Below are 13696 nucleotides of genomic sequence, written 5' to 3' on the forward strand. Positions count from 1 at the left end.
ATTGTTTAATTTGGAGGGTATAGTGGATAGTGCTGTAAAAAATGAAATTGGATTCCTACTAAAAAAAATTGAGGATCAGATTGAAGAAGTCTATTCTTTGAAAGGGCATAAGTTTGGAGTAGTCTGGCAGGAAGAATCGAATGATGTTCAGCAGGTTTTTTCTAAATTAATTACATTAATAAGAGTTGATTTTGAATCTAATTTATTGAATGTTGATATTAATTTATTAGAAAATAAATTAACTAATTTTAATGATTTGTTGAAATATTATTATGATGAATTAATTAAGAGTATTAGTGATATAAAATCGTCTGAAATTTTTAAAAAAAATATTTTGGAATTTTTTTATCTAATAGCTGAAGATTTAATTAATAACATAAAAAATAAAATATTTTCGAAAATACCTAGTGTCCATAATGCTGAGAATTTATTTTTATTTATTAAGGATAATGTAGGTGTTATAGATATTCAAATAGATGGAGGCGTTTTTAGGATAAAGCAGATAAAAAACATTTTTTTAAGTTTGGAAAATCATCTAAATAACAATAAATGGTTATTTATACCTGAAGAATTACTTAAAGATTTTATTGAAAAGTCAGAAGCTCTGATTAAAGATCATGCCACTTTAAATTTAGAATATGTAAGAATTTTAGAAACTATTAATTCTTATATTAATAGAAATTATTCAGCTGAGCTTTTTAATTTTGTATTTAAAAAAGATTATTTTAAAATTTATACTGAATATGAGACTGTTAGAGAGGAAGCTCATTTAAAAAGATTGTGGGCTGAAAAGCTAAAACTTCTTGATGAATTTAAAAAATCAGAAGATGAAGTTATTGCAGATCATACAAAATCTTTCAATGGTTTTAAAAAATTACTAACAGAAATTCAAGGAGATTCAAATAAATCAAAAAAATATCTTGAAAGCATAAAAGAAGATAATGATATTATATTTAGCTATTTAGAGTCTGTTCGAAATACTGATTCTATTAAGGTATATAGTGATTTGTATAATAAAGAATTATTCTCAGCTGAGATTTTTAGATTTTTTTCATTGTTTATTTATGGAATTCTATCGTTTATCGCTCTTGTTTGTTTGGTAGCTTTATTTTTATTTGATTCGAATAATATAGTAGTTCAAAACTTAACTGACCTTAAAAAAACTTATGCAAAAATTCCATTTTTAATTGTTTTTTTTGGTTTTGCCTTTTATTTATCAAGAGAAGGTGAAAAACATAGAAGAATTGCTAATCAAGCAAAGCAAACCGAAGCAGAGTTGATTGCATTAACTAGCTATACGAATGGGTGGGATCAAAATGATATTAAAGAACTAAAGATTAAGTTAGCAGATAAGTATTTTGGTAAAACTCTTTATGATCTAGAAAAAGCTACATCTTCTGATGTTGATGTTCTTAGTGCATTAGTACAACAAACAAAGGTAAGTACTGATTTAGCAAAATTAATATTAGATAATGATAAAGCTAAAAATGATGAAGCCTCAAAATAGAGGCTTTTATTTAATATTAAGCATTCATTGCATTGTGGTCTTGTTGAGCTATTGCAGTTTGTTTATCAATATAAACAGCTAAATCGGCAATATTTACCATCCAAGCTGATTTAGCTTTTTCCCCAAGTCTAATTACAGGAAAAGGTAACTGTTGTTTACTTGCAAAGCGTTTCGCATGCTCAACTGACATGTTATTCATATAGTCCTTCACAACAGTTTCAAGCGAAATGATAGGAGACATGTAGCGTATGAATAACATTTGGTATGTGTTCAAGGTTTGAGCTTTAATTGTCATTCTGACCCCCCTTTATTGATAACTACAGTACTTGGACTAACATGTGCATAATTCACAGTTTGAGTATGCCAGGCATCATACTGTTTTCTGAGTTCAACCATATCTTCATAAGCAGGGATATAACCGTTCAGCATATCTCGTGCTTTTTTAAGACCAAGTTTTTTTATTAAATCAAACTTTGGATTGATCATGCAGTCACCACCATTTCTTTTCGTTTTTGATTTTGAATTCGAGTAAATTCACGTTGGCAAATGCTACAGAGTTGGTCTTTGCCTTGTTTGCGAATATTGAAATATTGCTCACCATGTTTTTGACATTTACCAACAAACTTTTTTTGACCACTTATCCAGGCTAACTCGCGTGCCTTGCGATTAAACTCCCGACGATTTGAGCTATTGTCAGGCGTGTAAGTTAAATTGTTTATTTCGAATTTTTGCTTTGCAGAATTATTCTTTTTTTCTGCATGGGTTTGCTCTACTGAATGAGTCATAATTGAACGTAAAGACAAGGTGTAAGGATCAACACCATTTTTCTTACATGTATTCAAATACTCAGAATGACCGAAAGGAATTTGAACTGGCTCATCAAGGTTTTGGCTCTTCAAAAACTCTTCAACTTGGTTGGCAAGTTCAATTGATTGCAACTTTTTTGCGAATACATCGTGATCTATATTAGTGTTCATTCATGCTCTCCAATCGTTTGGATACGAGTTGCTTGAGCGATTTCATATAGCCATTTTGATTTATCTGTTAAGTCAATAAATTCATAGTCGTATGCTGCGTCAAGAAACGCATTTGCCTGGGTGATAGCTGTACTGAAATCGTGCTGATTGGTTGCGTTACGAATAGCTTTCACAGCTGAAGAGATTTGTGCGATAGCCTTATTTTTATAGAACCAGTGGTCATTAACTGCTGGTTGAGCAAAATCTTTAGAAAAAATTCGACCAATAACGATCTGATCAAATTCAGAGAAAGGGAGGGAATTTTTTTTCACCATTATAATCACCATATGACTAAGTAAAGTTAGCTTGTGTTATTAAACTAACTAAACTTAGAATTGGTGTCAATATTTTTTGCTAATTAAACTTAGTTTTATTGTTGCTGAATCGTTTTTAGAAATATTTTTTTGATGGTGTGAACTTGCCTACATATTTTCCTTTATAAATAAAGCCCTCTTTTAGTGGGATGATATTTGGTTGGAAATTTTCATTTAGCGCCTTCAAATGCAAGCTATTAAATTCTCTCACAAGAGCTTTGAAAGTTGCCTCATCATCTTGACATACTGCAATCATTTCACCATTCTGTACTGAATCTAAAGGCACATCAGGATCAATACAAACATAATCACCATGATTAAATTCAGGCGAATTACTGATTCCTTGGCAGATTAAATAAAAACTATTTTTTCCAGCTTCTGGAGGGGAAGGCAACCACATTTCAATATCATCGGGTGAAATCGAACGAACATTAGTCATTGTGCCGCATTGGATATATGTCAAAACAGGTAGCATCCTTGTTATTGGTCTATAGTCATTTACTGTATCAGAGGCATCTGATTTTCCATACATTATGTAATCTATAGTCGTATTCAAAAGTGGTGCCAAAATATTCAAATACTCAAGTTTCGGTATATTTACATCCTTTTCCCAATGCACAACAGCAGCATCTGAAATACCTACTTTTTTAGCAAGCTCTTTTTGAGTCAGCTTTCTTGCATTTCTTAGTTGCTTTATACGTGATCCGACAGTATTCATAATTTGGTCTCGATAAAAAACTAATTTATCTTAGCTCTTGACTAACTTAGTTAACTCATATGTAATAAAACTAAGTTTAATTAGTTTATAGGTATTCTCATGACTCGTGATGAGGCGACAGCGCTTTTAAATTGTTCATTGGCTGAATTAGCTGAAAAATTAAAAACCACAACTGCGGCTTTAGCTCAATGGGATGAAAATAACATTCCATCTTTGCGTGAATATCAGATTCGTGATTTGGCGGCAGGTAGAACTCCAATTGGATTAGAAAAGCGTAAACAAAATTTAAATGATTTATCAAAACAATCAAATGTCTAATTTGGGAGCAAATCGGATATGAAAAGATTTTTATCAAATTTTGCTGCTGAAAATGCAGTTCTTCCTTTGGATGTAGCCCTATATCGTGCTTGTAAAGATCGTCATGGTTCTAAATCAGCGATTGCTGAGATTAACGGATTTAATGTTATGACTTTTAGTAAAGCTGTTGATGTAAACAATGATCAGTTTCATCTCAAACCAGAACATATTGAAGCGATAGTGAGTTATACAAAAGATATTCGTGTATTGGAGAGCTTAGCTACTACTCATGGTAATGTTGTCGTTTATGAGATTAAAGGCGAAATTGACATTCATGATTCAGGTTTTTTAGCGAATATTGGTGAAGTTTCTAATAGAGTTGGTGAGCTTTTTAGCACGGTTAGTGATGCTTTAAAAGATAATCGAATTATTGATGTTGAAATGGCTACGATAGAAAAACATGCAATGGAATTGATAGGTGCGGTTGTAGAGCTTAAAAAATTGGCTCGAATGAAAGCAGATCAAGATGCAGGTGAATTCTGATGGCTAAATTTGAACTTCAAGACGTTAAAGAAGCGGCACGCGGAAAATGGGTTGATATATTTTCACAGTTCAATATAACAGTGCCCAAAATTGATGAACATGGACCATGTCCTAATTGTGGTGGTGAGGATCGATTTCGCTTTGATGATAAATATGAAAATGGTGATTGGCTCTGTAATAACTGTACTGAGAGTAGGAACCGTGATGGTTTTGACTTGATAGGTAAAGTCACTGGTCTGGCATTTTCACAGATCATTGAAGAGGTTGCAGCATCTGTAGGATTGAATGCAAAAAGTACAATTACTCCAGCTATGCGTAAAAAATGGGCTGAAGAACGAAAAATTCGTGAACGTATTGCCCAGGAAATGGAGTTAAAAAAACAACAACAGGTGGCGCGGCAAGCACAGGGCTTATATAGAAATGCTTATTTAGGTGAGTCAAGTCCGTATTTAGAACGTAAAAAAGTTCCAGCACTTTCTGGAGTCAAAATTGATCACCACGGAAACGTTCTAATTCCTGCTTTTGACTGTTCTGGTTTTCAGTGGAATATGCAAACAATTTACCCAGATGGAGGTAAGTATTTTGTAGCTGATAAAGAAGATCCAACGGGAAACAAAAAAGGTGGACGTACAGGAGGATGCTTTTTTTTAATCGGTACTGTTGAACTGGATAATAATGTTTTATGTATTGCTGAAGGCTATGCAACTGGAGCCAGCATTCACTTAGCTACAGGATTACCTGTATTTCTTGCATTCGTTGCAAATAATTTACCAAAAGTGGGGCATGAAGTACGTGAAATGTACCCTCATGCTCAGATTGTATATTGTGCGGATGATGACAGTGCTAAGGATTCTACTGGTCAAGATTATGCTAATAAAGCTGTGGCTGTGACTGGCGGTATTGTAGTTTTACCGCAATTTGAAGAGGTGGTATAAGTGGATCAAGACCAAAATATGGAACAGCCACAAGCAATATCTACCCCTACTGATTTTAATGACTTGCATTTGCTTCAAGGGTTAGAGGTTGTGAAAAGGCAGATCATGACCGCAATATCATCTTTTGCTATTGTTTCCCCCGCACCCCCTATTAAAAGCCCCAGCCAACTTTATGGGTCAAATGAGGTTAATTCTCAACAATCTAGTATGGTTGTGAAAAATGATGTGGTTGTGAATCAGGGGGTAGGGGGCGGTATTTCGTCAGAAAATGGTTCAATTCCTGAAGATGTCAAAAAATTTGTTGAACGATATTACTTAATTGAAACAAAAACAGATATTTGGGATGATTCAGATAAAATTGTAATCAAAAAAAATGCTTTTACTGCATTATTGGGGCAGAAGCATTACAAACTTTGGTTAGAGCATAAAAATATTATTGCGAAATCTGATTTTGAATACAATGTGAATGTTGCAAATAATTTGACAATTCAGGAATTGCTTGAAAATTTTGTTGTATTGGCAAATTCTGAGGAAGCTTGGAATATTAAGGAACGTAAAACTTGGCTTATCAAATATATTAGAAATGCATACCCAAACATTTTTGATTTATGGTTTAAATCACCTGAACGCAAAATGATACCTAGACAAAATTTAATTTTCGATCCAAAACAAGAACATGATCATGATGAAAATTACATCAATATTTACCGTGGCTTAAATATTGATGTGATGCGCGATCAATATGATGAGCAGCTTTCACGCCCTGAAGTATTCGACGATTGTCAGGGGATTATCACATTGATCCATGACTTATGTGATGGTGAAGAAATAGCAGTACAATTTTTATTGAAATGGCTTGCATTCCCATTACAAAACATTGGCGCAAAAATGGCAACATGCGTACTGATGCATGGGCATATTCACGGGTCTGGTAAATCTTTAATGTTCGGTACAATCATGAAAAAAATCTATGGTGAGTACCACACTACTGTTGGGCAAGCACAACTTGATAACCAGTATAACGAATGGATTGAAAACAAGCTGTTTGGTGTTTTTGAAGAAATTGTAGATAACAAGAAAAAGCACAATGTCATGGGCATGATTAAACACTTAATCACTGGTGAAACTTTGTATGTCAGCAAAAAGTTTGTATCTGGTTGGGAGATGAATAACCACCTGAATACAGTGTTTTTATCCAATAACACTCAACCTCTTCCGATTGAAGAAAAAGATCGAAGATTTTTAGTGCTAAATCCAAACAAAGACTTAGATGGTGAATTGCATGAAAAGGTCATGCAGGAGATAAAAACCAATGGAGTGAAAGCGTTTTATACCTATTTAATGGGTCTAGACTTATCTGATTTCCATGAGCATGTTAAGCCGCCGATGACACGTGCCAAAAAAACGATGATTGATTATTCACGGGCAGGATTTGATACTTTTTACCATGAATGGGTTAATGGAGATACTAAATATCCTTATATTTCATGTAAATCAGAACAGCTTTATAAAGCGTTTGGGCAGTGGTCAAGAACGACTGGAGAACATCAAATCAGTATGAAGCGATTCATCATTGAGGGGAAAAAGCATAGCATTGTTCCGAGTGATAAGGCTAAGCATTGGAAAGGTTCAAGGTCCTCTGGTCAAAATAAAATCATTATCATTGGTGAGAAACCAAAAGAAGAGCAGGAACAGCTTTGGCTAGGGTTGCAAATCGAGAAATTTCAAGATAGTTTAGATGGGGTTGGTGATGTTCCTGAAGCAAAATATTAATAATTACGGCTTATCATGTGAACGATGTGAATGGTTGTGTGAACCATTCAGACAAATCATTACCACGCTCAAAGCCTTTCTTACCAATGCATTCAGCCCCCATGTGAATGATGTGAACCATTTCTTCGCGCGCGCACGTGAGGAGAAAAATAACGTATCTACAAATTTTGATCATAAAACAATCAATAATGAAATCACTCTCACGCGAGAAAAATATATAAAATCATTCACATCATTCACATGTAATTTAAATTATTGTTTATATTTATATTTATATGTGAACCATTTCTTAAAATCATTCACACGATCATTCACATCATTCACATGCATTTAAGGAGAGGACAACCATGGAAAAAATTTTAAGGTTACTAAATCCGAAAACCACGAATTTCGATTCAATTGGTGGTGGTTCTTATGGAGCTTTAACTGCACAGGATGTTCTTCTTGCAATGAGTTATGCGAATCTCTCACCGCTTCAAGATAATTTAATTCGTTTAAAATGTCTTGGTGCTAACAATGCACAAAATATTTCAAGGTTTAGTAAAGCGCTTACTTCAAGGTATGAGCATAAAATAATAGATTATGCATCTAATCATGTGTTGACAGTAATCAATGTTGCTTTAGTTGAGTTTTGTGCAGTAACAGCGAATTACAAACCGTCTGCAAGAAATAGAGCACTTATTGCTGGAGTTAATCATTTGGTGATTCATAGATATTTAAATCAAGCAATTAACATGGTGCTTTTGGATTTAAATACAGAATTTGATGTAGCTACTAAAAATATTCTTTTTCACATCAATAAAACTAATTAAAATTAGTATTTGACACTGAAACAAATTTAAGTTAGTTTTTACCACAATGAGTAACTGTAAATATTATTCAGCGCTGTAAGTTTCCCCAGAGTCGAAAGACTCTTTTCATACCACATGTTTCCCTCGGAGGTTCATGTGGTTTTTTTTGATCTGGAGTTTGTCATCATGGGAAAGAAAGCACCTCAGAGGGCTAAACGTCCATGCCTTGTATCGAGTTGCAAAAAATATGCATCAAATCAAGGTTACTGTGACAATCATCAAGATAAGATTCGTAAGAAAGATCGGGAGCGTGGTACAGCACACCAGCGTGGCTATGATGCACGATGGGAAAAAGAGCGTCTTGAACACTTGGCTGAACATCCGCTTTGTGCTGATCATCAGAAGCGTGGATATATTGAAGTTGCAACCGTTGTAGATCATATCATTCCGCATAAGGGCGACAAAGAATTATTCTGGGATAAGAACAATTGGCAATCATTATGCAAGTCATGCCATGACCGTAAGACACAGTTAGAAGATCGTGGTAGTTGGTCACATCAAGCGAAGCCAGTTAAGAAAGAAGTTGAGCTTCATGGTCGCGTTAATCCATTCTTTGAAGGTGATTTTGCTATGGCTTCTACTGGTTATGCAGTAGAGCTACTGAGTTGTAAGCTTGATGATTGTTTTAACGTTCTCAATGTAGATGGGAAATTAATCGAGATTGAAGATGCAGATGGGTTCAATCACCGTCTCCATTACAGTCACTTCAAGAAGCAGGTTTGAAAATGGACAGAGAGATATTTTTGCTTGGTGATCCAGTCGTCTATCGCGATGACATCAAAGGCTTTGATGATCTTGGTGTAGTTGTTCAAACAGGTTCATTGCATGTTCTTTGGAACGATGAACATCAACATAGAGTTGAGATCTATGAACGTCTTAGACTTGCAAGACTGGACGAAGTTGATGCTCATTGCAGAATAATTATAAAGGGAGCAGCTTGAATTATGTTAGTGAAAATTAATTCCAATGTATTTGTACTTGCTTCAGATATTGTGAGTGTAAAGAAAAATACTAAAACTGGTTCAGATAGCTATGGTCAGTGGTTTGCATATGTCAAACATGAACATGGTGTAACGGGTTATCTTGTTCCAGATAGTGAAGCAAGCATTCTTGTTTCAGACATCAACAGATTTTTAGAAAAATAGGGGATAGGGGGTCAAAAGTCAAAAACGGCTCTCTGAAAAAGACCGCCCCCCCGTCAAATTTTTACGTGGTCAAAATTCCATAGGGGGGTATACCTCTAATATTAAAAAACATTTTGAAATTTTGGAGGTTTATATGTCTGCTGGACGACCTTCTAAATCACTGCAAGAAAAAATGCTCAGTGGTAGTCGCATTCGGGATGACCGTGATGGCGATGCACAAGTTGCAAATGCAGCAGTGGATTTAGGAATGCCACCATGCCCTGCATGGTTGAATAAAAAAGCGCGTAAACATTGGGATACGCTAGGACCAAAATTAGTACAGGCAGGTTTACTAAGCGTAGTTGATGGTGATGTGTTTTTATTGCACTGCGACAACATGGCTGCCTATGAAGAGGTCCAAGAAAAATTACAGGATATTAATTCTTGGGTTGCGACTACACCGAATAAATTTGAAGTCCAATCAGCTTGGCTCCAGATCAGAAACAAGTTGCAAGAATTAATTATAAAAACTGCACGTGAGTTTGGATTGACTCCAGCTGCACGTTCAAATGTCAAAGTTAATAAACAACAGCAGCTTGATTTACTTGGTGCATCAGCTTCAACAGAAGAAGATGAGTTTTCTGGAATGTCTGTCAGATCAAGTTAAGTGAGAATTTATGCGCGATTATTTTAAAATTGCGCTCCAGTATTGCCAAGACGTGCGCTCTGGAGTGCGCGTTGCAGGTCAGTTAGAAAAACTTGCAATCAAACGTTTCTTATCAGATTTGGCAAAGTCGGGATTTAAATCAGATCAAGTCGATGAAGAGACTCAGAGCCTACTACAAAACATAAAATTCAAATCAAAACCTGATATTGATTTTGAGTATGAGCTGAGTTTAGAGCGCGTTACCCATGCATGTAAATTTGTTGAAGCTTGCCCACATGTTAAAGGGAAATTGGCTAAGGTTAAACCTGATGGTACTCGACATAAGCTGATCCTTGAACCATGGCAAATATTCTGCATGTTGAATATTTTCGGCTGGGTAGATTCTGAAAATAAACGTCGATTTTTATATGTCTATATTGAGGTCGCAAAGAAAAATGGAAAATCCACTTGGTTGGCTGCCGTTGCCTTGTATTTGGCGTTTATCGACGGTGAAATGGGTGCTGAAGTTTATACCGCTGCGACTTCGCGTGATCAAGCAAAGATCGTATTTGAAGATGCAAAAAAAATGGTGGAATTTTCCCCGAGAATGCGTTCGAACTTCGGTATTGAATATTCGCTTTATTCTGTTTATCAGACAGAAACAAACAGTACGCTTAAAGCGCTTTCACAAGATCGGGGCGGAACAAAAGACGGTTTGAATGTTCATGCAGCAATTATTGATGAGCTTCATGCTCATAAAACTGCTGATATGTATGACATTGTGGCAAATGGTGTAGCTGCGCGTGAAGAGCCTTTGATTTTAGCCATTACTACGGCTGGAGATGATACGACAACCAAATGTTATCAAGAACGACAAGTCGTTGTTGATATTTTGCGAGGTAAAGCTGTTCATGATCAATATTTTGGGATGGTGTTTTGTTTAGATCGTGGTGATGATTGGCAAGATCCTAAAGTCTGGCCAAAGGCAAATCCAAACTATGGAATTTCAGTTACTGAAAAATACCTATATTCTGTTTTTGAAAAAGTCAAAGTAAGTCCTAAGCAGGAGGGTATCACTCGACAGAAACATTTAAATGAATGGGTAGGGGCTGTTGATGGATGGATTGCTCCATCAATTTGGGATGCTGCCAAGTCAGATATAGCAGAGTCAAATTTTAAAGGTCAAGTCTGTTTTGGAGGTTATGACTTAGCAAGTCGTCTTGACTTGGCTGGATGGGGACGTTTAAGACCTCGTTTACAGGATGACAAGATTCACTGGCATATATTTACAACGGCATATATCAATGAGCGTGTTGTTGATACAAAAGAAGCGATTAATGGTGAAAAGCGACCTGATGAATATCCAGTCTGGCGTGATCAAGGTCATTTAGTCGTTACACCAGGTGCATCCACTGATTTTGATCGTATCCAGCAAGATATTGAGAATTTTCATATTGAAAATTCATTTTATGAGTTGGGACATGATCCATATCATGCAGCACAACTAACTTCTAATCTGATGGATCAAGATATTAATGTCATTGAGGTTCCTCAAACGACTCAATATTTGTCTGAGCCGATGCGCTGGATTGAGCAATTACTTGCTGAAGGACGGTTACATCATGATGGAAATCCTATATTGCAATGGTGTGTACTGAATGTTGTTGTCCGTCCAGACGCTAAAGAATGTATTTTCCCCCGTAAGACTTCACCAGGTAAAAAAATTGACTTAGCAATTGGGATGATTATTGCAGCTTCAAGGGCAATGCATTTTGACAACGAGAGTGTTTTTGATTTGGTTGCTGGTGAAGATTCTCAGTCTTTTGACGATTACATGAATAATTTTATGAGTTTTTCACGATGAAATTTTGGCAAAGTCTTGCTGGCTTTTTGGGTTTTGCGCCAGTTGATCCCTCTAAAGGGAGTCAGAACAATGTGGTCATGTCACCCAATACGGCACGACCTGTCACTTTTAATACGGCAATGACGGTGGGTGCAGTTTTTGCTGCTACACGACTTATTGCAGAAACAGTTTCAACACTTCCATTGGCAATGTATCAAATAAATGCAGACGGTTCCCGTGTTCAAGTTAAGGACCATCCTCTAATTGATTTGCTTTCATATCGTCCTAATTTTAGACAGACACGAATTGAATTTTTTGAAACCTTGATGCTTAACCTGGTCAATGATGGTAATGCTTATTGCTACCGTGGATATGCCGATGTTGCAAAAACTCGGCTTGTCAGTATGCAAGTGATCAACTCAGGTTCAATGAATCCTGTTCTAAACGATGATGGAACGTTAACTTTTGAATGGCAAAAATCAGGCACTGAAAAGTTGATCTTGTCAGATAAAGATGTTTGGCATATCAAATTATTTGGAACTGGTGTTAAAGGGCTTTCTCCATTACAGGCAGCAGCTAAATCAGTCGGCTTAGCTTTGGCTGCAAGTGATAGAGCAAGTGACTTGATGGGTAAAGAAGCTCCAGCTGGTGGTTTATTTCTTAAAGAAGGACGATTTCCAAAAGAAGATCAGAGAAATACTTTAAGAAGTGAAGTCAAAAAAATGATTGATGGGGATGAGATTCCCGTTTTTCCTGATGGAATGGATTTTAAAGAACTTAAAATGACACCTGCTGAATTAGAGTTGATCACTACTATGCGTTATGGATTAGAGGATATAGCTCGAATTTATGGGGTTCCTAGTGTTCTGATCAATGATCAATCAGCAAGCTCTGTATGGGGCAGTGGTATCGACTCTCTAATCGCAGCGAGCTATAAATTTAACTTTAGACCATACCTTGAAAAAATAGAGCTATCAATTTTAGTGAACTTGATGCCACGGCAAGATTGGAAAAAGTATGAGTTTGAATTTGATTTTGATGCTTTACTGAGAGCAAGTGAAAAAGATCGAACCGAATTAAATGCTAAAAAAATCCAGACAGGTCAGAAAACACCAAATGAAGTCCGTTTGGAAAATGGCGATCAACCTAAACCTGGCGGTGATACTTTATTTGTTCCAGCAAATATATTGCCTATTGAAAAATCAGGTCAGTCAAAGATAGACATAAAAGAGGATTTAATCTGATGTCACGCAAAGAGCAGATGCCTGCCGCGCCAGACTTTAGTTTGCGTGGCAAATTGAATAACAAGTTTTCACCAGATGTATTAAACCGCTGGAATCAAGGAATTAAAGCGGCTGATGATGACTCTGAAAATACAATTGGAATTTATGATCCAATTGGCTATGACTACTGGTCTGATAATGGAGTAACAGCAAAAAGAATAAGTGCAGCTTTACGGTCCATAGGTGCTGAAAATGATGTAACTGTAAACATTAACTCACCAGGTGGTGACGTATTTGAAGGTTTAGCAATTTATAACCTATTACGTGCTCACAAAGGAAAGGTTACAGTGCGTGTCATCGGTTTAGCAGCTTCCGCAGCATCATTTATAGCTATGGCTGCTGATGAAATTCAGATTGCACGTGCTGGTTTTTTTATGATTCACAATGCTTGGACTGTCGCATGGGGAAACAGACATGATTTGATTGAAACATCTAATTTACTTGGTCAAATCGATGAAACCATTGCTGATATTTATCATATTCGAACAGGGTTAGCTGATACTGAGCTTGGGAAGATGATGGATGCTGAGAGTTGGATAAACGGTAAAAATTCAGTAGAAAAAGGTTTCGCTGATTCATTGTTAGATTCTGATGCTCTTTTGGAACAATCAGATGACCAAAATCCTTCAAATGAAGCAGCGAAGAAAATTGATATGCTTTTAGCTCAAATTGGATTACCACGTTCTGACCGTCGGACACTGATTAAAGATTTAAAAACGGGTACGCACAACGCTACCCAAAATAGTAAGCAAAACGCTACTGAAGGGTTATCCACTACGGATTTACTTGAACTTAAACAAATGGCAACTTCTTTTAAAGAATCTGTCTAAATTTATTAATTTATAA

General features: G+C 35.9%; 18 protein-coding genes. 13 read left to right on the top strand and 5 right to left on the bottom strand.

Annotation, left to right across the window (positions count from 1 at the left end):
* The first annotated feature begins 22 nt into the window (after positions 1 to 22).
* Positions 23 to 1507, top strand: coding sequence for a hypothetical protein (locus AAV97_RS18255; RefSeq protein WP_046761337.1), 1485 nt, complete (start codon positions 23 to 25; stop codon positions 1505 to 1507).
* 16 nt (positions 1508 to 1523) lie between these two features.
* Here AAV97_RS18255 and AAV97_RS18260 read toward each other — a convergent pair whose 3' ends face one another.
* The 5 genes from AAV97_RS18260 to AAV97_RS18280 all read right to left on the bottom strand — a co-directional run bounded on the left by AAV97_RS18260 (position 1524) and on the right by AAV97_RS18280 (position 3555).
* Complete coding sequence (locus tag AAV97_RS18260) at positions 1524 to 1802, bottom strand: pyocin activator PrtN family protein (protein ID WP_046761338.1); 279 nt, start codon at positions 1800 to 1802, stop codon at positions 1524 to 1526.
* Complete coding sequence (locus tag AAV97_RS18265) at positions 1799 to 1993, bottom strand: hypothetical protein (protein WP_046761339.1); 195 nt, start codon at positions 1991 to 1993, stop codon at positions 1799 to 1801. Before AAV97_RS18265 ends, AAV97_RS18260 begins: the two co-directional genes overlap by 4 nt.
* Positions 1990 to 2484, bottom strand: a complete 495-nt coding sequence (locus AAV97_RS18270) for a hypothetical protein (RefSeq protein ID WP_046761340.1) — start codon at positions 2482 to 2484, stop codon at positions 1990 to 1992. Before AAV97_RS18270 ends, AAV97_RS18265 begins: the two co-directional genes overlap by 4 nt.
* On the bottom strand, positions 2481 to 2798 hold the full coding sequence (locus tag AAV97_RS18275; protein ID WP_052945881.1) for a hypothetical protein: 318 nt from the start codon (positions 2796 to 2798) through the stop codon (positions 2481 to 2483). The genes AAV97_RS18270 and AAV97_RS18275 overlap by 4 nt, the downstream gene beginning before the upstream one ends.
* Before the next feature lie 115 nt (positions 2799 to 2913).
* Complete coding sequence (locus AAV97_RS18280; protein ID WP_046761341.1) at positions 2914 to 3555, bottom strand: LexA family protein; 642 nt, start codon at positions 3553 to 3555, stop codon at positions 2914 to 2916.
* A 99-nt stretch (positions 3556 to 3654) separates the two neighbouring features.
* On the opposite strand from AAV97_RS18280, the gene AAV97_RS18285 reads away from it, so the two are divergent.
* The 12 genes from AAV97_RS18285 to AAV97_RS18340 all read left to right on the top strand — a co-directional run bounded on the left by AAV97_RS18285 (position 3655) and on the right by AAV97_RS18340 (position 13680).
* Positions 3655 to 3873: a ribonuclease D gene (locus AAV97_RS18285; protein ID WP_046761342.1), complete on the top strand. Its 219-nt coding sequence runs from the start codon at positions 3655 to 3657 to the stop codon at positions 3871 to 3873.
* Between the two features lie 18 nt (positions 3874 to 3891).
* Complete coding sequence (locus AAV97_RS18290) at positions 3892 to 4395, top strand: phage regulatory CII family protein (RefSeq protein WP_046761343.1); 504 nt, start codon at positions 3892 to 3894, stop codon at positions 4393 to 4395.
* Positions 4395 to 5330, top strand: coding sequence for a primase-helicase zinc-binding domain-containing protein (locus AAV97_RS18295; protein WP_046761344.1), 936 nt, complete (start codon positions 4395 to 4397; stop codon positions 5328 to 5330). Before AAV97_RS18290 ends, AAV97_RS18295 begins: the two co-directional genes overlap by 1 nt.
* 18 nt (positions 5331 to 5348) lie before the next feature.
* A complete protein-coding gene (locus AAV97_RS18300; RefSeq protein WP_416202237.1) occupies positions 5349 to 7103 on the top strand; it encodes a DUF5906 domain-containing protein in 1755 nt (584 codons plus the stop codon).
* Between the two features lie 347 nt (positions 7104 to 7450).
* Positions 7451 to 7915: a hypothetical protein gene (locus AAV97_RS18305; RefSeq protein ID WP_046761346.1), complete on the top strand. Its 465-nt coding sequence runs from the start codon at positions 7451 to 7453 to the stop codon at positions 7913 to 7915.
* 165 nt (positions 7916 to 8080) lie between these two features.
* Positions 8081 to 8677 carry an HNH endonuclease gene (locus AAV97_RS18310; protein ID WP_046761347.1) on the top strand — a complete coding sequence of 199 codons (597 nt, stop codon included), beginning with the start codon at positions 8081 to 8083 and terminating at the stop codon, positions 8675 to 8677.
* A gap of 2 nt (positions 8678 to 8679) precedes the next feature.
* On the top strand, positions 8680 to 8895 hold the full coding sequence (locus AAV97_RS18315) for a hypothetical protein (RefSeq protein ID WP_046761348.1): 216 nt from the start codon (positions 8680 to 8682) through the stop codon (positions 8893 to 8895).
* Between the two features lie 3 nt (positions 8896 to 8898).
* Complete coding sequence (locus AAV97_RS18320) at positions 8899 to 9099, top strand: hypothetical protein (protein WP_046761349.1); 201 nt, start codon at positions 8899 to 8901, stop codon at positions 9097 to 9099.
* 133 nt (positions 9100 to 9232) lie between these two features.
* Positions 9233 to 9745 (top strand): phage terminase small subunit P27 family, encoded by a 513-nt coding sequence (locus AAV97_RS18325; RefSeq protein ID WP_046761350.1) that lies wholly within the window; start codon positions 9233 to 9235, stop codon positions 9743 to 9745.
* A gap of 10 nt (positions 9746 to 9755) precedes the next feature.
* A complete protein-coding gene (locus AAV97_RS18330; RefSeq protein WP_046761351.1) occupies positions 9756 to 11588 on the top strand; it encodes a terminase large subunit in 1833 nt (610 codons plus the stop codon).
* Positions 11585 to 12811, top strand: a complete 1227-nt coding sequence (locus tag AAV97_RS18335; RefSeq protein ID WP_046761352.1) for a phage portal protein — start codon at positions 11585 to 11587, stop codon at positions 12809 to 12811. Before AAV97_RS18330 ends, AAV97_RS18335 begins: the two co-directional genes overlap by 4 nt.
* Entirely contained in the window at positions 12811 to 13680 is an 870-nt protein-coding gene (locus AAV97_RS18340; RefSeq protein WP_046761353.1) for a head maturation protease, ClpP-related, read from the top strand. The genes AAV97_RS18335 and AAV97_RS18340 overlap by 1 nt, the downstream gene beginning before the upstream one ends.
* The last annotated feature ends 16 nt before the right edge of the window (positions 13681 to 13696 follow it).

The organism is Acinetobacter sp. Ag2 (genome assembly GCF_001005515.1).
GTDB classification, from domain to species: Bacteria; Pseudomonadota; Gammaproteobacteria; order Pseudomonadales; family Moraxellaceae; genus Acinetobacter; species Acinetobacter bereziniae.